Below are 19,641 nucleotides of genomic sequence, written 5' to 3'. Positions count from 1 at the left end.
ACGATCCCGGTCAGCCTGTACGCGGACGGCGCGCTGATCCGCTGGCGCGTCCGGGCCGAGGACGGCAAGGCCAACAGCGCCTGGAGCCCGTGGTGTGAGGCCACCGTGGACGCCACCGCCCCCGGCCGGGAACCGGTCGTGACCTCGCCCGAGTACGCCGAAGAGGGCTGGAACGACGGCGTCGGCCTGGCCGGCACGTTCAGGTTCGATCCCAACGGCGTCACCGACGTGGCCGCCTACGTCTACGGACTGGACACCACGCCCAAGTCCGAGATCACGCCCGCCGCCGACGGCACGGCCACGATCGCGCTCACCCCGCGCCACGACGGCCCCAACGTCCTGTCGGTACGCAGCAAGGACCGCGCCGGCCAGCTCGGCCCGATCCGCAGCTACGTCTTCAACGTCAACAGCGGCAAGGGTCCGAACGGCCACTGGGCCCTGGACGAGGGCCAGGGCGGCGTGACCGCCGACGCCACCGGCGCGCACCCCGCCACCCTGTACGGGACGTCGTGGACCACCGGCAAGACCGGCGCGGGGCTGAAGCTGGCCAACGCCTACGCCCAGACCTCCGGCCCGATCACCGACACCAGCCGCAACTTCACCGTCACCGCCTGGGCCCGCCTGACGGGCACGACCGCCTCCGCCACCGCGCTCACCCAGGAAGGCGGCAGGACCGGCGCGGTCTCGCTGCAGTACAGCAAGACCGACGACCGGTGGGCGCTGGTACTGGCGGGCACGGACGCCGACAACGCGACGACCGTGCGCGCCCTGTCCGGGGCCGCGCCCCGGTTGAACGAGTGGACCCACCTGGCCGGCGTCTACGACTCGGCCGCCCGCCAGATCTCCCTCTACGTCAACGGCAGGCTCGAATCCACGGTCGCCGCCACCTCGCCGTGGAACGCGGCCGGACCCCTCACCATCGGCCGCGGCAAGGTCAACGGCGCGGCGGCGGATTACTGGGCGGGCGACCTCGACGAGGTCCGCGTCTACGGCCGCGCCATGTTCGCCGATGAGCTCGCCGACCTGGTCAACAGCGCTGCCACGCTGGTCGGCCACTGGACGTTGGATGAGGAGTCCGGCCTGACGGCCGCCGACTCGTCGGGCAGGGGGACGCCCGCGACCCTGTCGGGCGGGGCCTCGTGGACGGCCGGCTGGCTGGACGGCGCGCTCGCGCTCGACGGCGTCAACGGCTACGCCCAGACCACCGGCCCCGCCGTCGGCACCAGATCCAGCTTCACCGTGGCCGCCTGGGTCCAGCTCGACTACCTGCCCACCACCGACACCGCCGCCGTGGCCCAGCCCGGCAGTCGGACGGCCGGGTTCCAGCTCGGCTTCGACAAGGAACAACAGCGGTGGACCCTCGGCATGAGGGCCGCCGACACCGACACCGCCGCCCTCGTACGCACCCGCTCCGACGCCATCCCCAACCCCCTGGAATGGACACACATCGCCGGCGTCTACGACGCGCTGGCCGGCGAGCTGCGCATCTACGTCAACGGCCAGCTCTCCACCACCACCATCACGTCCCACGCGAGCGCGTGGAACGCCACCGGCCCGCTCCAGCTCGGACGGACCAAGGCGGCGGGCGCCTTCACCGGCTACTGGCCGGGGACCGTGGACGACGTCCGCACGTATGACGGCGTGCTGAGCGCCGAGCAGATCGCTCAGCTGGCCGCCCAGTAAGTCCCGCTCGACACCGCCGGCCGCCGCGAGCAGGGCGGCCGGCGGTGATAAAGCAACGGGTGGGCGGGCCCGAGGCCCACCCACCCGTCATGCTCCGGCGTGTTACGCCTTCAGCCAGCTCATCATCGGACGCAGCTTGGCACCCGTCTTCTCGATCGGGTTCTCGGCCAGCTCGTCGCGGTGACGCTGGAACTCCTTCTGGCCGCCGTCGAACTCCTCGACGAGCTGACGCGCGAAGGTGCCGTCCTGGATCTCGGCCAGGATCCGGCGCATCTCCTGACGGGTCTCGTCGGTGATGACGCGCGGGCCGCGGGTGTAGCCGCCGTACTCGGCCGTGTCGGACACGGACCAGTACATCTTCGAGATGCCGCCCTCGTACATGAGGTCGACGATCAGCTTCATCTCGTGCAGGCACTCGAAGTAGGCGACCTCGGGCTGGTAGCCCGCCTCGATGAGGGTCTCGAAGCCGGCCTTGATCAGCTCGGACACGCCGCCGCACAGCACGGCCTGCTCGCCGAACAGGTCGGTCTCCGTCTCCTCCGTGAACGTCGTGCGCAGCGCGCCGGCGCGGGTGCCGCCGATGCCCTTCGCGTACGAGAGCGCCAGGTCCAGCGCCTTGCCCGAGGCGTCCTTCTCGACGGCCACGAGACACGGCACGCCGCGCCCGGCCTCGAACTGGCGGCGGACGAGGTGGCCGGGGCCCTTGGGGGCGACCATGCACACGTCGACGCCCTCGGGCGCCTCGATGAGGCCGTAGCGGATGTTCAGGCCGTGGCCGAAGAACAGCGCGTCGCCCTCGACCAGGTTGGGGGCGACGTGGTCGGCGTACAGGTGGCGCTGGATGTGGTCCGGCGCGAGGATCATGGTGAGGTTGGCCTCCTCCACCGCCTCCGCCGGGGTGACGACCCGCAGCCCGTCGTTCTCCGCCTTCTCGCGGCTCTTGGAGCCCTCCGGCAGGCCGACACGCACGTCCACGCCGGAGTCACGCAGGGAGAGCGCGTGGGCGTGGCCCTGGCTGCCGTACCCCAGCACGGCCACGTGGCGCCCCTGGATGATCGACAGGTCGGCCTGGTCATCGTAGTAGATCTCGGTCACTTGCTAATACCTTTCAGGCGGTACGGTCCAGTGCCCTGAGGGACCGGTCGGTGATGGAGCGGGCGCCGCGGCCGATGGCCACCATGCCCGACTGGACGAGTTCTTTGATCCCGAACGGCTCGAGGACCTTGACGAACGCCTCGAGCTTGTCGGGAGTGCCGGTGACCTCGATGGTCACGGCGTCGGCGGCCACGTCGACGCAGCGCGCGCGGAAGAGGTTGACCAGCTCCAGCACGTGGGAACGGCTGTCGGCGTCGGCCTTGACCTTGATCAGCATCAGCTCGCGCTGGACGGACTGCGACGTGTCGAGCTCGACGATCTTCAGTACGTTCACCAGCTTGTTGAGCTGCTTGGTGACCTGCTCAAGGGGCAGCTCCTCGACGCTGACCACGATGGTCATGCGCGAGATGTCGTCGTGTTCGGTCGGCCCCACTGCCAGCGAGTCTATGTTGAAGCCCCTTCGGCTGAACAACGCGGACACGCGAGCCAGTACGCCCGGCTTGTTCTCGACAAGCACCGACAGAGTATGCCTACTCATCCTCGTTCTCCCACTTGGGCGCCATGTCACGGGCGATCTTGATGTCGTCGTTGCTGGTGCCCGCCGGGACCATGGGCCAGACCATGGCGTCCTGGTGGACGACGAAGTCGACCACGACGGGCACGTCGTTGATCTCCATGGCCTTCTTGATCACGGCGTCCACGTCCTCGGCACGCTCGCATCGCAGGCCCACACAACCATAGGCCTCGGCCAGCTTGACGAAGTCGGGGATGCGGCGGACCGTCTGCAGGTCGGTGTTGGAGTAGCGCTGGTCGTAGAAGAGCGTCTGCCACTGGCGGACCATGCCGAGGTTGCCGTTGTTGATGACGGCGATCTTGACCGGCACGCCCTCCAGGGCGCAGGTGGCCAGCTCCTGGTTGGTCATCTGGAAGCAGCCGTCGCCGTCGATGGCCCACACCGTGGACTCGGGGCGGCCCATCTTGGCGCCCATCGCGGCCGGGACGGCGAAGCCCATCGTGCCGAGGCCCCCGGAGTTGATGAACGTGCCGGGGTTCTCGTAGTCGATGAACTGCGCGGCCCACATCTGGTGCTGCCCGACCCCGGCCACGTAGTACGTGTCGGGCCCGGCGATCGCGCTCAGCCGCTCCATGACGTACTGGGGCGCCAGCGTGCCGTCCTCGTACGTCTCGTAGCCCAGCGGGTACGTCTGCTTGTAGCCGTTGAGCGTCGTCCACCACTCGGTGTAGTCGCCCTTCTGGCCGGACGCCTGGATCACGGCGACCAGGTCGCCGATGACCTCCTTGCAGTCACCCACGATCGGCACGTCGGCGTGGCGGTTCTTGGAGATCTCCGCCGGGTCGATGTCGGCGTGCACGACCTTGGCGTACGGGGCGAACGACGCCAGGTCGCCGGTCACCCGGTCGTCGAAGCGCACGCCCAGCCCGATGAGCAGGTCGGCCTTCTGCAGCGCGCCCACGGCCGACACACTGCCGTGCATGCCCGGCATGCCCATGTGCTGCGGGTGGCTGTCGGGGAACGTGCCGCGCGCCATCAGGGTGGTGATGACCGGGATGCCGGTCAGCTCGGCCAGCTGCAGCAGCTCGGCGGAGGCACGCGCCTTGTGGACGCCGCCGCCGACGTACAGGACCGGCCGCTTGGACTCGGCGATCAGCTTGGCGGCCTCGCGGATCTGCTTGGAGTGCGGCCTGGTGACCGGGCGGTAGCCCGGGAGCTGCATGGTCGGCGGCCAGCTGAAGGTGGTGTCGGCCTGCAGCGCGTCCTTGGAGATGTCCACGAGAACCGGGCCGGGACGGCCGGTGGAGGCGATGTGGAAGGCCTCCATGATCGTGCGGGGGATGTCCGCGGGGTCCGTGATCAGGAAGTTGTGCTTCGTGATCGGCATGGTGATGCCGCAGATGTCGGCTTCCTGGAACGCGTCCGTGCCGATGGCCGCGCTGGCCACCTGGCCGGTGATCGCCACGATCGGCACCGAGTCCATGTACGCGTCGGCAATCGGCGTCACCAGGTTGGTGGCACCGGGACCGCTGGTGGCCATGCACACCCCGACCTTGCCGGTCGCCTGCGCGTAGCCCTCGGCCGCGTGACCGGCGCCCTGCTCGTGGCGTACGAGCACGTGCCGGACTTTGGTCGAGTCGTAGAGAGGATCGTAGGCCGGCAGAATGGCACCGCCCGGGATCCCGAACACTGTGTCGACTCCAACGTGCTCCAGCGCCCTCACCAGGGCCTGTGCACCTGTCATCCGTTCGGTCATCGGCTCGTTCCTTGCGTGGCTACTCGCTTAAGGACATAAAAAATGCCCCTTCCCACCGGACGGCGGGACTGGGGCGGCGCGCAGGTCGTCGTGCTTCGCTATCGGCCTGCGCGCCGGCGAAGTACTACGAGAATCTCACTGCGAAGCATGACCTACACCATAGCCGCACTGAATGCCCTGGTGCCAACTTCGTGGACACATGTCTCAAACAGTGAGACTCGTACGCATCAACGAGTCGACTCCGCGCGCCGCCATCGGCCGTGCGACCAGGAAGCCCTGACCCTTCGTGCACCCCATCCGCTTGAGCAGATCGAGCTGTTCGGGACGCTCTATCCCCTCTGCCACCACGATAAGCCCGAGGTCGTGGCCGAGCCGGACGATGGTACGGGTGAGCAGGGTCAGCGTGTCGTCATTGCCCAGCCCCGACACGAACGACGGATCGATCTTGATCATGTCGACCGGGAGCTGCCGCAGGAACGCGAGCGACGCGTAACCCGTGCCGAAGTCGTCGATGGCCAGCCGCACCCCGAGCGCCCGCAGCTCCGACAGCCGCTTGATCGTCTCCTCGGCGTCCTCGACCAGCATCTCCTCGATCACCTCAAGGGTGAGCGCGGAGGCCGGCAGCCCGCTCTCGGCCAGCGCCTCCTCGACCGTCTCGACGAACCGCGGCGCGGTGATCTGCCGGGCCGAGAGGTTGAGCGACAGGCCGATGTCCCAGGACGAGGCCCGCCAGGCGGCCACCTCGCGGCACGCCTCGCGCAGGATCCACTCCCCCAGCGGCACGATCAGCCCGGTGTCCTCGGCCGGGCCCAGGAACTGCTCGGGCGGCACGAACACCGACCCGCGCCACCACCGCACCAGCGCCTCGACCGAGGTCACCCGCGAGGTGGCCAGATCGACGATCGGCTGGTACTCGATCGCGAACTGCTGCTCGATCAGCGCCCGCTGCAGGTCGGCCGCCAGCTCCAGCCGGCGCACCACGTCGGCGTGCATCTGCGCGGCGAACACCTCGACCCGCCGCCCGCCCAGCTCTTTGGAGCGCGCCATCGCGACATCCGCGTTACGGATGAGGTCGCCGGCCGGCATGTCGTCCTCGGTGAAGGCCACGCCCACGCTCGCGGTCAGCGCCACGTCGCGGTCGGCGACGCGGAACGGCTCCTGCGAGACCGCGCCTACGAGCCGCTCGGCCAGATCGACCGCGACCTGCGCGTCACCGCCCGTCTCCACGAGCACCGCGAACTCGTCGCCGCCCCACCGGGCGAGCGTGTCGTCGGCGCGTACGGCGCTCCGCAGCCTGCGCGCGGCCTGCCCGAGCAGGTAGTCGCCGCTGGCGTGGCCCACCGAGTCGTTGACCGAGGTGAACCCGTCGAGGTCGAGGAAGATGACCGCGACGTTGGCCGCTCCGGTGCCGGAGGTGCGCCCCGAGAGCACCTCGCGGGTGCGCTCCTCGAAGTAGGCGCGGTTGGGCAGCCCGGTGACGCCGTCGTGGAAGGTCAGGTGGGCGACCTGGTTGCGCAGCGCCTCCTCGTCGCTGACGTCCCTGGTGGTCACCAGCAGCACCTCGTCGCCGCCGACGTGGCGGGTGGCGACCGACTCGGTGGGCCGCCACGTGCCGTCGGCCGCGCGCACCCGGCAGGCGATCAGGCAGGCGCCGGGCGCGGCGTCGTCCTCGTCGAGGTGCATGGCGCGCAGCGCGACCTGGATGCCGGGGACGTCCTCCGGGTGGATGTAGTCGAAGATCGACCCGCCGACCACGTCTTCGGGGCGGTAGCCGTACGTGACCTCGACCCCGGCGTCGATCTCGCGCACCAGGCCCTCGTAGTCGCAGAGGAACACCACGTCGCCGGTGCTCTGGGCGAGCTCCCTGAGCTGCCGCTCACCGAGCTTGACCAGACCGCGCAGGCGCATGTTGGTCGCCGAGACGAAGAACAGTCGGACGATCAGGAGCAGCACCACGGAGACCGCGACCACCACGACGCCGGTCACGGGCCGCTCGGCCCCGCCGCCCACCAGGTGGGCGAGCAGCGTGCAGGCGGCCACGGCGACCAGCCCCATCGGCACCAGCGCGACCACACCTCCCACGGCGGACCTGCCCGCCGCGCCCGGACTCGGCCCCCACGGGATGGCGGCGAGCAGCAGGAACGCGACAGGCGCGAGCATGACGGTCCAGATCTGCGGATCGCCGCCGTCGAGCCTGGCGACGCCGGCCGCCAGGCCCGCCACGGTCATGGTGGCGAGCACGCCGACGCCCGCCAGGCCGAGCGGCCAGGAGGAGGCCCGGCTCGTCAGCACCGACGGGATCACGGCGCACGTCACCAGCAGCGCGATCATCGGCGGCAGCATGACCAGCGTGAACGCCGCCGGGTCCGCCGCGTCGTCGTAGACGTGCCGCAGCGCGGCCACCCAGCCGATCAGGAAGAGCGAGGCGGCGCACAGGTAGGCGTCGGTGACATGCCGTAAAACGACCCTGGCCGGGAATCTGCGGTCGGCGGCGATCAGCGCGCCCCCCGCCGTCACCACGGTGCCGAGCAGCACGAACAGATCGGCGAAGCTGACCAGGAAGCTTTCTGCGAACGGGCGCAACGCCACGCCGGCGGCCCAGATGACGGCTCCGCCGCCCATCCAGCGCGCGCCCAGCGCCGTAGGCCGGTGCCCGGCCGACTTCACCGAGGCGAACAGCAGCGAACCGGCCGCGATCAGCGCCGCCAGCCCGCCGGCGACAGCGCCGGTGAGCAAGGCCTCACCGCGTATGCCGAGCGCGGCGGCGAAGGCCACCGCGCCTGCCGCCGCCGCGGCGGTCAGCGGCACCCGTGGATCACGCCAGCGGATCACAGTCGTTGCCCATCCCGTCTCGAACCCTGCACCTGCGACCGCCGAAGCCCGGTCGATCACTTCGCCAGTGTGTGCGCTCGTGGGTGCGCGGGTGGTGACAACGCCGATGTCGTCACCGATCTGATAACCACACAGACCAATTTCCGCCAAGAGATCCTTGACAGCGAGTCAGGACCTCCTCGCAAAGGCCACCGTACGCACCGAAGGTCACGGACCAGCCACTTTCCGGGATCCTCTCAGTACGAGTCGGTGATGACGTTGACCAGCGGTTCGTCTGCGAGATAGCGCAGCAGCTGGGCGCGGATCAGGCGCAGCATGCGCCGCCCGGACGCGGGGGTGCTGCCCGCGACGTGCGGAGTGATCAGGAGGCCCGGAGCGCTCCAGAGGGGGTGGCCCTCGGGCAGCGGCTCGGGCGCGGTCACATCCAGCGCGGCGCGTAGCCTACCGTTTTTGAGCTCCGCGATCAGCGCGTCCGTGTCGACGATCCCGCCCCTGGCGGCGTTGACCAGCACGGCGCCGTCCTTCATCCGCGCCAGGAAAGCCGCGTCGACCATGCCCGCGGTGTCGGCCGTGGCGGGCACGAGCAGCACCACGACGTCCGCCTCCGGCAGCAGGGCGGGCAACTCGTCCATGGCGTGCACGCCGTCGCGGGCGCTCCTCGCCACGCGTACGACCTCGACCTCGAACCCCTCCAGCCGACTCTCCAGCGCGGCGCCGATGGAGCCGTAGCCGACGATGAGCACGGTGGAGTCGGCCAGCACGTCGGTGTGGTGGTAGGTCCACTCGCCCCTGCGCTGCGCGTCCACGAACCCGGGGAACTCCCGCAGCACCGCGATCATCGCCCCGACGGCCCACTCGGCGGTCCCGGCGTCGTGCACGCCGCGGGCGTTGCACAGCACCGCGCCGTCCGGCAGGTGCGGCCGGTACGGCTCCACACCCGCGGTGACGGTCTGCACCAGCCGCAGGGAGCTCATCCTGGCCAGCGTGCCCGGGACGTCCGGCACGGTGACGAGCGGCGGGATCCAGACCTCTACCTCGTCGATCCCTTCCGGCATCGGGGCCGTGCCATCGTAAACAGCACATACAACCCCAGGCAGGTCGGACAGAACATCAGCCACCGAATCGGACGGAACCCAGGTCTTCATGCCGAGAACCTTATGACTCCAAGGGAAGTATGGAACACATGAGGAAGCTCTGGACGCTCATGCTCATGGCCGTGCTCACCGCCTGTTCCAGCGGTCTGGCCGGCGGCGGGGAGGTGACGCCGACGGCCACCGCGCCGGCCGGGGCCGGGCCGGGAGAGCCCAGGGACGTGGTGACGGGACTGGCGGCGCCGTGGGCGATCACGTTCCTGCCCGGAGGCGACGCGCTGGTCACGGAGCGTGACACGGCCAGGCTGCTTCGCGTGACCCGGGACGGGAAGGTGACCTCGCTGGGCACGATCCCGGGGGTGAGCGCGGCCGGCGAGGGCGGGCTGATGGGGGTGGCGGCAAAGGACCAGCAAATTTTCCTTTACTACACCGCGGAACAGGACAACCGGATCGTCCGCTACCAGCTCACCGACGACCGCCTCGGCGACGAGCGGGTCCTGGTGCGGGGCATCCCCAAGGGCGGGATCCACAACGGGGGACGGCTCGCGTTCGGACCCGACGGGTTCCTGTACGCCTCCACCGGCGAGACCGGCGACGACCAGCTGGCCCAGCAGCGCGACTCGCTGGGCGGCAAGATCCTCCGCATGACCGTGGACGGGGCGCCCGCGCCCGGCAACCCGTTCGGGACGCTCGTCTACAGCTACGGCCACCGCAACGTCCAGGGGCTGGCCTGGGACCCGTCCGGCCGCCTGTACGCGTCGGAGTTCGGTCAGAACACCTATGACGAGGTGAACCTCATCAAGGCGGGAGGCAACTACGGGTGGCCGGAGGTCGAGGGGCGCAGCGACGACTCGCGCTACGTGAACCCCATCGTCACCTGGTCCACCGACGAGGCCTCGCCGTCGGGGATGGCGTACGCGAACGGCTCGCTGTGGGTGGGGGCGCTGCGCGGGACCCGGCTGTGGCAGGTCCCGCTGGCGGCGGACGGGTCGGCGGGCACGCCCGTCGCCCACTTCACCGGCCGCTACGGCCGCCTCCGCGCCGTCACCGCGGCCCCGGACGGGACGCTGTGGGTCGGCACCAGCAACAAGGACGGGCGCGGCTCCCCACGGCCGGGCGACGACCGCATCGTCTCGGTCCCGCTCTCGTAACCCCGCCCCAGAGGCCCCCAGACGTGCCCCAGACCCGGGCAAACGCCCCCGGGGCCCCCGGGGTACCCGGACCGAAGCCCGGCCCCGCCCACACGCCACACACCGTCCGCGGCGCCCATGCAGCACGCGGGCGATGCCGCCGGCTCGGCTGCTGAGGCACGGACCCACGCCGTAGGCGCTTCTCGGCGTTCCCCGGCTTCGGCGGAGGGCTGGGCGGCGGTAGGCGGGCGGCGGTAGGAGAAACGCCAGCTCCGGCCTACCCCGTGACCCCGCGCCCGGGACGGGGATGGGGGCGCGCGGCCGCGTTTTGGGGGCCGTCAGGTGGGAGGGGCTTGGCGTGGAAAGCGGCGGGCCGGGCCGTGGGAGGGCCCGGCCGCGAAAGGCGCGGGCCCGGACCGTGCGAGGGTCCGGGCCGGGGAAGGGCGTGGGCCGGGGACGGCCCCGGGACGAGCGGGGGTCAGCTGCAGGTCGTCTGCGTCTGGGGCCGGTACTTGGTGGTCAGCTTCTTGTCCTTCTTGACCACCTTGCCGTCCTGGTGGAAGACCCGGGTCACGTCGATCGTGAACCCCTGCTCCCCCACCGTCGGCAAGCACCCGGGCGCCGAGCTGCTCTCGGTCCGGAACGGCCGGATGTCCCGCTTCTCGGACGCCACCGCCTCCACCTCGTCGTACCGCTCGGTGCTCCACAAGGTGACCGTCACCGAAGTCTCCGTGAAGGCCGTCTTGATCAGCACGCCGAAGTCGGAGTCGTTGCGCCACTTCAGGTCCGTGTCCGGATAGAGCAGCGCCACGTCCCGCCCGGGCGGGTAGCGAGGGGCGTAGAAGTCCATCGGCTGGTGCTCGACCAGGTCGAACCCGCCGAAGAAGGCCGCGTTGTACATGGTCGTGGCGAACTGGGAGACCCCACCGCCGACGATGCTCACCATCCGCCCGCCGACGATCTGCCCCGCCTCGACGTACCCGTCCTCGACGGTGCGCTCGCCCACGACCTCGTTGATCGAGAACGTCTGCCCGGGCTTCACCAACTGCCCGTCGAGCTCCTGCGCCATGCGCTGGATGTTCTTGACGCGAGGCTGGCCGGCGTCGAACGACGTGGTGAACGTGCCCACGGCCTCCTTGACCCCGAGGTCGCGTACCTGCTCCGTCGTGACGGCGGGGGTGACGGCGCCCAGCCGGACCGGGATCGTCCGGCTGCCGCCCTCGTCGAACAGCCGCTCGGCGTCCCTGGCCAGCAGCTTGTCGTTCACGCCCCGCCCCGTGCGAGCGGGCACCAGGACCGGCTTGCCGTTCACGATGTCGTACGTGGCGTCGCGCGGCTGCTGGGCCGCGTCCACCAGCCGGCTCTCCAGGGCGGCCAGCGCCGCCGTGGTGTCGAACTGGGGCACGAGCCCGCCGGAGCCGTCGGAGTTGTAGGTCAGGTTGGCGGCGATCATGGCCGGGAGGATCTGCGCCTGCTTGTCGCCGACCGTCAGCGTGACGGGCCCGGAGACGGCCTGCTTCGCCTTGGTGAGGGCGGTCGCGACGGCGTCGGCGGTGGTGACGGACTTGGCCGGCCTGAGGGTGAGCACGACGTTGCCGCCGCCCTGCAGGAAGGCGTCGCCGATCCGGCGCGCGGCGTCCTCCCGGTCGAGCAGCACGCCGTCCTCGGGCTGGCGGGCCTTCGGCTCCAGCCCGGTGAAGGTCACCCGGCCCTCATGGGGCTTCTTGTCGGCGGCCTCGGCCATGCCCTCGACGGTCCTGGCCAGCTGCGAGGAGTCGAGGTTCACCTTCGGCTGGAGCTCGGTCTTGCCGGTGAGGCCCCGCCACACCTCCTGCGGGCTGGGGAACCCGCTGGGCGCCTGGCCGATCGTGCCGACCACGTCGAGTTCGAGACCGGCCTCGTCGGACTGGATGGTCTCCTTGCGACCGGCGATGTCGACCACGACCGGGCGGCTCAGCCGGGTGGCGAGCTCGTTGCGGAGCTTGTCGGCCGCCTGGGTGACGGTCAGCCCGCCGATGTCGACGCCCGAGACCTGGGTGCCGCGCAGGACGGAGCCCGACATGAGCACGGCGGGCACCACGTACGCCAGCGCCGCGAGCAGCACGATGCACACCAGCAGGCCCGGCAGGAGGCGGCGCTTGCGTGGCGGCTCGGGCTCGTACGAGGTCGGCCGCTCCGAGGGGGAGCCGAACACGGGCGCGGGCGGGGTCGGCGGCTGCTTGCCGTTCACCGGCCATGGCTGCGCCGGCGGCGCCACAGGGGGCAGCGCACCGCCCGAGGGACCGCCCGGGGCGCTCGGGCCTTGGGCCGGCCGGGGTTCCTGCCTGTCCGTGGGGCCGAAGATGTCCCGGGAGACACCCGGGGGCAGCCCTTCGATCCGCGGCTTCTTGGAGACCCCCGACGCGGGTAACGGCACCGAGGCGAACGGGTCGGTCGGTGATTCGATCGGTCCGGCGTTACGCACGCCTCAATCTCCTCCCGGTCCGCAGCCAAGTCTCAGGCAACAGTAAGGCACGCGGATCCGCATATGTCACGGGAAATGGCTACGGAAGTGTGTCAACCTAGCCACCGGTAGCGATGTTCCGGTCGGCCGGCGGTGCCGTAACGGGGCCGGAACTCGGCCTGCCCGGCCACGCACAGGTATTCGAGATAGCGGCGGACGCTCACCCTCGACAGGCCCGTGAGCTCGGCCGTCTCGGTCGCCGAAAGGTCGCGGCCCGCCTCCCGGAGGGTGTCCGCGACCAGTTCGCACGTGGCCGCCGACAGCCCCTTCGGCATCGGCGCGGATGTCTTGGGGCTCCCGAAGAGCCGGTCCACGTCGTCCTGCCGCGCCTCGGGGCCGATGGCGGTCAGGCGCCTGCGGGTGTCGGCGTACTGCTGGAGCCGGTCGGTCAGCGCGGCGGCGGTGAAGGGCTTGATGAGGTAGTTGACGGCGCCGCCGCGCATGGCCTCCCTGACCGTGGGCACGTCGCGGGCGGCGCTGATCATGAGGACGTCCACGCCGTGGAGCTGCTTGAGCACCTCAAGTCCCGACATGTCGGGCAGGTAGATGTCGAGCAGCACGAGGTCCGGCCGCAGCTCGGCCGCCGCGGTGAGCACGTCGGCCCCGCTGTGCGCGACGGACACGACCCGGAATCCGGGTACGCGCGCCACGTAGCCGCTGTGGATGCGGGCGACCATGAAGTCGTCGTCCACCACCAGCACCCGGATGTCACTCATGACCGCACCTCCGCCAGGAGCCCGGGCACGCGCACCACTGCCGCGGGTCCCGGCACGCGCACCACTGCCACGGGTCCCGGCACGCGCACCACTGCCACGGGTCCCGGCACCGGGATCACGTGCGGGCCTTCGCCGGGAGCAGGGCCGTGAAGACCGCGCCGCCCGAGTTCCGTACACGTACCCAGCCGCCCCGGCGCAGACACGCCTGCCGGGTCAGCGCCAGCCCGAGCCCGCGCGGCCCCGACCGGGCGGCCTTGGTGGTGAACCCCTCCCTGAACACCTCTTCCACCAGGTCGGGCGCGATGCCCGGCCCGGAGTCGCCCACCCGTACGCGCAGCCCGTCGGCGTCGGCCTGCACCGACACCTCGATCGTGCCCTCGGCGCCGTCGAGCGCGTCGATGGCGTTGGCGACCAGGTTGCCGACCACGAGGACCGCGTCCTGCGGGTCGCCGAGCAGGCCCTCGGGCACGGCGGAGTCGTCCGACAGCACGAGCCGGGCGCCCCGCTCGGCCGCCTCGGCGGACTTGGCCAGCAGCAGGGCGGCCAGGGTGGGGTCCTGGACGCGTTCGCGCAGGTCGGTGACGTAGGTGCCGCCGGTGCTGCGGGTGATGAAGTTGATGGCCGCCTCGTGCTCGCCCAGCTCCAGCAGGCCGACGATGGTGTGCATGCGGTTGGCGAACTCGTGCGCCTGCGCCCGCAACGCGTCCGTCGCGCTGCTGGTGTCGTGGAGCTCGCGGGCCAGCCGGGTCAGCTCGGTGCGGTCCCGCAGGGTGACGACCCAGCCGCGGTGCTGGCCGCGTACCGAGACCGGGGTGCGGTTGAGCACCAGCACGCGCTCGCCGTGCAGCACGACGCGGTCCTCGCCGGGGTCGGCGCCCCCGAGCACGTCGCGCATGCGCTCGGAGACCGGCATCTGCGTCAGGTCCTCGCCGACGTTGCCCAGGAGCTCGCGGGCGGCGTCGTTGACCAGCGTGACGCGGCCGTTGAGGTCGAGCGCGAGCACGCCCTCCTTGACGCCGTGCAGCACGCCCTCGCGCTGCTCCAGCAGCGCGGCGATCTCGCGCGGCTCCAGCCCGAACGTCTGCCTGCGCACCCGCGCGGTGATCACCGCGGCCAGCGTGAGCCCCGCCAGCAGCACGGCCAGCGCCGTCCAGACCAGCGGCGGGAGCGCGGCGCCGAGCTGGCCGACGACCGTGGTCTCCAGCACGCCGACCGAGACCAGGCCGATCACGCTGCCGTATTCGTCGCGGATGGGGGCCTTGCCCCTGACCGTGGTGCCGATCGTGCCGGTCTCGGTGCCGACCCAGCTCCTGCCCGTCTTGAGCACGGTGGTGCCGTCGGTGGACAGCTGCTTGCCGATCAGCAGGGTGTTGGGATGGGCGTAGCGCTTCTGCTCGGCGTTGGCGATCACGACATAGTCGGCGCCGGTCTCGTGCTGCACGCTCATGGCCAGCGGCTGCAGGACCGTCTCCGGATTCTTCAGTTTGAACGCTTCCCTGACCTGTGGGAGCCCTGCCACGGACTGCGCGATGGCCAGCGCCCGCTGCTGGTGCAGCGCGTCGAGCTGGTCGCGCGTGTGCTCGGCCCACACCCCTGCGGTGCCCCCGACGGCGAGGATCACGATCACCATCTGGAGCACGAACAGCTGGGTCCCGAGGGAGGCGTCACGGACTCTGCGATGGATCCGCAGCGAAGCGAGGACATCCATCGCAGTCCGCCGAGCGGAGCTCGGCCAAACAGCACGCACGTTGCACATGGAAACAAACGCAGGTCACGGCCAGGTTGCGACCAATACGACCACTACGACGGCAAGCACGCAAAGCCTCGACGTAGGCGAGCGGGGGCTTCACGATCCCAGTTTTACAACCGTGAAACACCCCCTGGAGTGATCATGCGCTTGCGCGTATTCGCCGCCCTCGCGGCATTCTCCCTCGCCGCGCTGACCGGCTGCGGCGATTCAGGCACCGGCACGTCCGCCAGCGGCTCCCTGCGGATCATGGCTCCGGCCTCCCCCGGCGGCGGCTGGGACCAGACCTCCCGCATCGCGGAGCAGGCGATCAAGGCCGCCGACTCCAAGCGCAAGGTCGAGGTGTACAACGTGCCCGGCGCGGGCGGCACGATCGGCCTGGCGCAGCTCGCGGGCGAGAAGGGCAACGGCAACCTGCTGATGACCATGGGCCTGGTCATGGTCGGCGCCATCGAGCAGAACAAGTCCAAGGTCACCCTGGCCGAGACCACTCCGATCGCCAAGCTGACGGAGGAGTACGAGATCGTCGTCGTCCCGGCCGAGTCGCCGTACAAGTCGCTCGCCGACATGGTGGCGGCCTGGAAGGCCGACCCGAAGAAGGTGTCGATCTCGGGCGGGTCCGCCGGCGGCACCGACCACATCGTGGCGGGCCTGATGGCCAAGGCCGCGGGCGTGGACCCCAAGCAGGTCAACTACATCGCCCACTCCGGCGGCGGCGAGGCGCTCAACGAGCTGCTCGGCAACAAGGTCAGCGCGGGCATCTCGGGCGTGGCCGAGTTCGCGGAGCACGTGAAGTCCGGCAAGCTGCGCGCTCTCGGCGTGACCTCCGCCGAGCGGATCCCCGGCCTGGACGCGCCCACGCTGAAGGAGGGCGGCCTGGACGTCTCGCTGGCCAACTGGCGCGGCTTCGTCGCCCCCGGCGGCCTGTCCGACGCCGACAAGAAGGCGCTGACCGACCTGGTCACCAAGATGCACGACTCGCAGCCGTGGAAGGACGCGGTGAGCAAGAACGGCTGGATCGACTCGTTCCAGACCGGGCAGCAGTTCACCGACTTCCTGAGCTCCGAGCAGACCCGGGTCAAGGGCATCATCGCCGAGATGGGGCTCGTTTCCTGATGGCTCGCTGGTGGCGGCCCGAGCTCGGGCTGGCGGTCGTGGTGCTGGGCCTGGGCGTGCTCGTCGTGATCGGGACGCTGGACGTCTCCGCGGCGGCCTCCCAGCTCGGCATCGGGCCCCGTTTCTTCCCCATGCTGGTGGGCGGCGCCATGGTGCTCATCGGCCTGTTCTACGTGGCCGACGTCATCCGCGGCGGCCACGGCGACCCTGAGGAGAGCGAGGACGTGGACGTGGAGGCGCCCACGGACTGGCGCAGCGTCGGGCTGGTCAGCGGGATCTTCCTGGCGTTCACGGCGCTCCTCAACGTGCTCGGCTGGATCATCGGCGCGAGCCTGCTGTTCTTCGGGCTGTCGCTGGCGCTCGGGGCCGAGCACAAGGCGCGCACGGCCGTGATCTCGGTGGTCGTCGGGCTCGCCACGTACCTGCTGTTCGTCAAGGGCCTCGGCGTGTCGCTGCCGGGCGGGCTGCTGGCGGGGGTGATCTAGGTGGAGTCGCTCCAGCTTCTGCTCGACGGCTTCGCCGCCGCGCTCACCCCCGTCAACCTCCTGTACGCGCTCGTCGGCGTCACGCTCGGCACCCTGGTCGGCGTGCTGCCCGGCATCGGGCCCGCGATGACCGTGGCGCTGCTCCTGCCGATCACGTTCACGGTGCCGCCGGCCAGCGCGTTCATCATGTTCGCGGGCATCTACTACGGCGGCATGTACGGCGGTTCGACCACCTCCATCCTGCTCAACACGCCCGGCGAGTCCTCGTCGATGATCACCGCTCTGGAGGGCAACAAGATGGCCCGGCGCGGCCGGGCGGCGCAGGCGCTGGCCACGGCGGCCATCGGCTCGTTCGTGGCCGGGACGATCGCCACGGCGCTGCTGGTCGTGGCCGCGCCCGCCGTGGTGAGCTTCGCCATCTCGTTCGGCCCCGAGGACTACTTCGCGCTGGCGATCCTGGCCTTCACCGCCGTGTCGTCGGTGCTGTCCCGCTCGGTCGTGCGCGGCCTGGCCTCCCTGGGCCTCGGGCTCGTGATCGGGCTCGTCGGCATCGACCAGCAGACCGGCCAGGCCCGGCTCACCATGGGCATCCCGCAGTTGCTCGACGGCATCGACGTCGTGATCGTCGCGGTGGGGCTCTTCGCGCTCGGCGAGGCTCTCTATGTTGCCTCGCGGCTGCGCCATGACACGCCCGAGGTGGTGCCCGTCGGACGGGCGTGGATGGGGCGCGCGGACTGGCGGCGCTCCTGGTTCCCGTGGCTGCGCGGCACGGCGCTGGGCTTCCCGTTCGGTGCGCTGCCCGGCGGCGGGGCGGAGATCCCCACCTTCCTGTCGTACGCGGCCGAGAAGCGGCTGGCGCGCGGACAGGCCCGCGAGGAGTTCGGCAAGGGGGCCATCGAGGGTGTGGCCGGGCCCGAGGCGGCCAACAACGCCTCCGCGGCGGGCACCCTGGTCCCGCTGCTCACGCTGGGCCTGCCCACGTCGGCGACGGCCGCGATCCTGCTGGCCGCCTTCCAGCAGTACGGGCTCCAGCCCGGGCCGCAGCTGTTCGACCACAACCCGGCGCTGGTGTGGGGCATGATCGCGTCGCTGTTCATCGGCAACACGATGCTGCTGGTGCTGAACCTGCCTCTCGCGCCCCTGTGGGCCCGCGTCCTGCGGATCCCCCGCCCGTACCTGTACGCCGGGATCGTCCTGTTCGCCGCCCTCGGCGTCTACGCCCTGAACGGCACCGTCGTGGACCTCGTGGTCCTGTACGTCCTGGGTCTCCTGGGCTACGCCATGCGCCGCTTTGGTCTGCCGGTCGCCCCCGCGGTGATCGGCATGATCCTTGGCCCGATGGCGGAGATCCAGCTCCGCCGGGCCCTGGCGATCGGGGCGGGCGACGTGACGGTCCTCGTGCGCAGCCCGGTCGCCGTGGTGCTGCTGGTCCTGGCCGCCCTGGCGCTGCTCGCGCCGGTGTTCAGGACGCTGTCGGCCCGGCGGCGTACGGTCACGCCGGTCGATTGACGGGCTCACGAGCTGGTTCCGCCGGTGCCACCGCATCGGCGGAACCGCTCGCGGCCCGGCGCCCGAAAGACCGGGGCGCGATCGCCAGCCCGGCCAGCGCCATGACCAGCGTGGCCGCGTACACCGTCCAGTAGCCCGAGTGGGCCGCCGTGAACAGCGCGCTGGTGACGGCCACCGCCACCACCGAGAACACCGACTCGCCCACCTGCAGCGCCGAGCTGTTCCTGCCCTGCTCGCCGGGCGCCGACAGCTCCAGCGTCAGCACCGACAGCGTCGGGTAGAGCAGGCCGATCCCGAAGCCGGTGATGATCCACGCCGGGAAGGCCAGCGCCACCGGCACCGCGGTGAACGTCACCGTGCCCATGAGCAGGATGCCCAGCGCCAGCATGGCCGAGCCCAGCCGCAGGTTCGTCACCTGGCTGAAGGTCTCGCGGCCCTGCAGCCACGAGGCGAACGACCAGGTCAGAGAGCCTCCCATGAGCACGAGGCCGGCGGCCAGCGTCGACAGGCCGCGCGCCTGGATCAGCATGAGCGGCACGATCACCTCGGCCGCGAAGAACGCGCCGGAGGCCAGGCCGCGCAGCCCGACCACGGACGGCAGCCCGCGGGCGGCGCGCAGCGTACCGGCGGGAAGCAGCCTGGGCAGCGCCACGAGCAGCACCGCCAGGCCCGCGACCAGCAGCACGAGCCGCCCGTCGCTGCCGTACTGCATGAGCCCGGCGCCCACGGCCGTCACGACCGCCCAGCCGATCTTCCCCGGCAGGCCCGGCTCGGACTCGCTCTGCCCACCGGCCAAAGGCTGACCCGCCAGCCCGCGCAGCAGCACCAGACCCCCCGCCACGGTCAGCATCGGCACCAGCAGGAACACCCAGCGCCACCCGAGCGTCTCGGTCACCACCCCCACGATCGCCGGCCCCGCCATCGAGGGCACCACCCACGCGGTCGCGAAGAGGGAGAAGATCCGCGGATGCAACTCCTCGGGATAGACCCGGGCCACCACGACATAGAGCGCCACGCTGACCAGCGCGCCGCCGAACCCCTGCAGGAACCGACCCGCGATCAGCACCTCCATGCTCGGCGCCAGCCCTGCCACCGTCAGACCGCCGACAAACCCCGCCACCCCGGTCCACAGGGGCGCCAGGGGGCCGCGTACGTCCGCCCACCGGCCTCCGAGCACGGTGCCCACCACGCTGGCCGCCATCGCCCCGCTGAACGCCAGACCGTAGAGCTCCAGCCCGCCGAGCTCCTTGGCCACGACCGGCATGGCGATCGCGACCGCCATGTACTCGAAGGCCACCAGTGACACCATCGCCACCAGGCCCGCCGTCAACGCTTTTCTCTTCATGCCCCGAACGCTACGGAGACCCGCCTCCCGGCGCCTCCAGCCCCGGTCCTAGCCGGCCCCGGCAATTGGGCCTAGGACCCGGCGCCAAGGCCGAGGGCCCCGCCGTCGGAACGGCGAGG

14 protein-coding genes are annotated in these 19,641 nt (G+C 71.1%); 5 read left to right on the top strand and 9 right to left on the bottom strand.

The window, feature by feature from the left end:
- On the top strand, window positions 1–1,683 hold a 1,683-nt coding region (locus tag AB0L65_RS55420; RefSeq protein WP_364264489.1), incomplete at its 5' end, for a LamG domain-containing protein.
- Window positions 1,684–1,785: 102 nt separating this feature from the next.
- Here the strand turns inward: AB0L65_RS55420 and ilvC are convergent.
- The 5 genes from ilvC to AB0L65_RS55395 form a co-directional block, all read right to left on the bottom strand.
- Window positions 1,786–2,769 (bottom strand): ketol-acid reductoisomerase, encoded by a 984-nt coding sequence (gene ilvC / locus AB0L65_RS55415; protein WP_350729809.1) that lies wholly within the window; start codon window positions 2,767–2,769, stop codon window positions 1,786–1,788.
- A gap of 22 nt (window positions 2,770–2,791) precedes the next feature.
- Window positions 2,792–3,316 carry an acetolactate synthase small subunit gene (ilvN, locus tag AB0L65_RS55410; protein ID WP_349450824.1) on the bottom strand — a complete coding sequence of 175 codons (525 nt, stop codon included), beginning with the start codon at window positions 3,314–3,316 and terminating at the stop codon, window positions 2,792–2,794.
- Window positions 3,309–5,048, bottom strand: a complete 1,740-nt coding sequence (locus tag AB0L65_RS55405) for an acetolactate synthase large subunit (protein WP_364264487.1) — start codon at window positions 5,046–5,048, stop codon at window positions 3,309–3,311. The genes ilvN and AB0L65_RS55405 overlap by 8 nt, the downstream gene beginning before the upstream one ends.
- Before the next feature lie 204 nt (window positions 5,049–5,252).
- Window positions 5,253–7,856 (bottom strand): sensor domain-containing phosphodiesterase, encoded by a 2,604-nt coding sequence (locus AB0L65_RS55400; RefSeq protein WP_364264485.1) that lies wholly within the window; start codon window positions 7,854–7,856, stop codon window positions 5,253–5,255.
- Window positions 7,857–8,116: 260 nt separating this feature from the next.
- On the bottom strand, window positions 8,117–8,935 hold the full coding sequence (locus AB0L65_RS55395; protein ID WP_364264483.1) for a 2-hydroxyacid dehydrogenase: 819 nt from the start codon (window positions 8,933–8,935) through the stop codon (window positions 8,117–8,119).
- A gap of 128 nt (window positions 8,936–9,063) precedes the next feature.
- Here AB0L65_RS55395 and AB0L65_RS55390 point away from each other — a divergent pair, with 128 nt between their 5' ends.
- Window positions 9,064–10,122, top strand: coding sequence for a PQQ-dependent sugar dehydrogenase (locus AB0L65_RS55390; RefSeq protein WP_364264481.1), 1,059 nt, complete (start codon window positions 9,064–9,066; stop codon window positions 10,120–10,122).
- Between the two features lie 457 nt (window positions 10,123–10,579).
- Here the strand turns inward: AB0L65_RS55390 and AB0L65_RS55385 are convergent, their stop codons facing one another.
- The 3 genes from AB0L65_RS55385 to AB0L65_RS55375 all read right to left on the bottom strand — a co-directional run bounded on the left by AB0L65_RS55385 (window position 10,580) and on the right by AB0L65_RS55375 (window position 15,028).
- Complete coding sequence (locus AB0L65_RS55385) at window positions 10,580–12,565, bottom strand: VanW family protein (RefSeq protein ID WP_364264479.1); 1,986 nt, start codon at window positions 12,563–12,565, stop codon at window positions 10,580–10,582.
- A 92-nt stretch (window positions 12,566–12,657) separates the two neighbouring features.
- Complete coding sequence (locus tag AB0L65_RS55380; RefSeq protein ID WP_364264477.1) at window positions 12,658–13,320, bottom strand: response regulator; 663 nt, start codon at window positions 13,318–13,320, stop codon at window positions 12,658–12,660.
- Between the two features lie 115 nt (window positions 13,321–13,435).
- Window positions 13,436–15,028 (bottom strand): sensor histidine kinase, encoded by a 1,593-nt coding sequence (locus AB0L65_RS55375; RefSeq protein ID WP_364264475.1) that lies wholly within the window; start codon window positions 15,026–15,028, stop codon window positions 13,436–13,438.
- Between the two features lie 183 nt (window positions 15,029–15,211).
- Here AB0L65_RS55375 and AB0L65_RS55370 point away from each other — a divergent pair, with 183 nt between their 5' ends.
- The 3 genes from AB0L65_RS55370 to AB0L65_RS55360 are packed head-to-tail and all read left to right on the top strand — an operon-like array spanning window position 15,212 to window position 18,177.
- Window positions 15,212–16,183: a tripartite tricarboxylate transporter substrate binding protein gene (locus tag AB0L65_RS55370; RefSeq protein WP_364264473.1), complete on the top strand. Its 972-nt coding sequence runs from the start codon at window positions 15,212–15,214 to the stop codon at window positions 16,181–16,183.
- On the top strand, window positions 16,183–16,668 hold the full coding sequence (locus AB0L65_RS55365; RefSeq protein ID WP_364264471.1) for a tripartite tricarboxylate transporter TctB family protein: 486 nt from the start codon (window positions 16,183–16,185) through the stop codon (window positions 16,666–16,668). The genes AB0L65_RS55370 and AB0L65_RS55365 overlap by 1 nt, the downstream gene beginning before the upstream one ends.
- Complete coding sequence (locus AB0L65_RS55360; protein ID WP_364264469.1) at window positions 16,669–18,177, top strand: tripartite tricarboxylate transporter permease; 1,509 nt, start codon at window positions 16,669–16,671, stop codon at window positions 18,175–18,177.
- Here AB0L65_RS55360 and AB0L65_RS55355 read toward each other — a convergent pair.
- Window positions 18,161–19,522, bottom strand: a complete 1,362-nt coding sequence (locus AB0L65_RS55355; protein WP_364264467.1) for an MFS transporter — start codon at window positions 19,520–19,522, stop codon at window positions 18,161–18,163. The genes AB0L65_RS55360 and AB0L65_RS55355 overlap by 17 nt on opposite strands.
- Window positions 19,523–19,641: the final 119 nt, after the last annotated feature.

It is taken from the genome of Nonomuraea sp. NPDC052116, assembly GCF_040680035.1.
GTDB classification, from domain to species: Bacteria; Actinomycetota; Actinomycetes; order Streptosporangiales; family Streptosporangiaceae; genus Nonomuraea; species Nonomuraea angiospora_A.
Note: the sequence above shows the minus strand (reverse complement) of the source record. Positions and strands in the feature narration are given on the sequence as shown.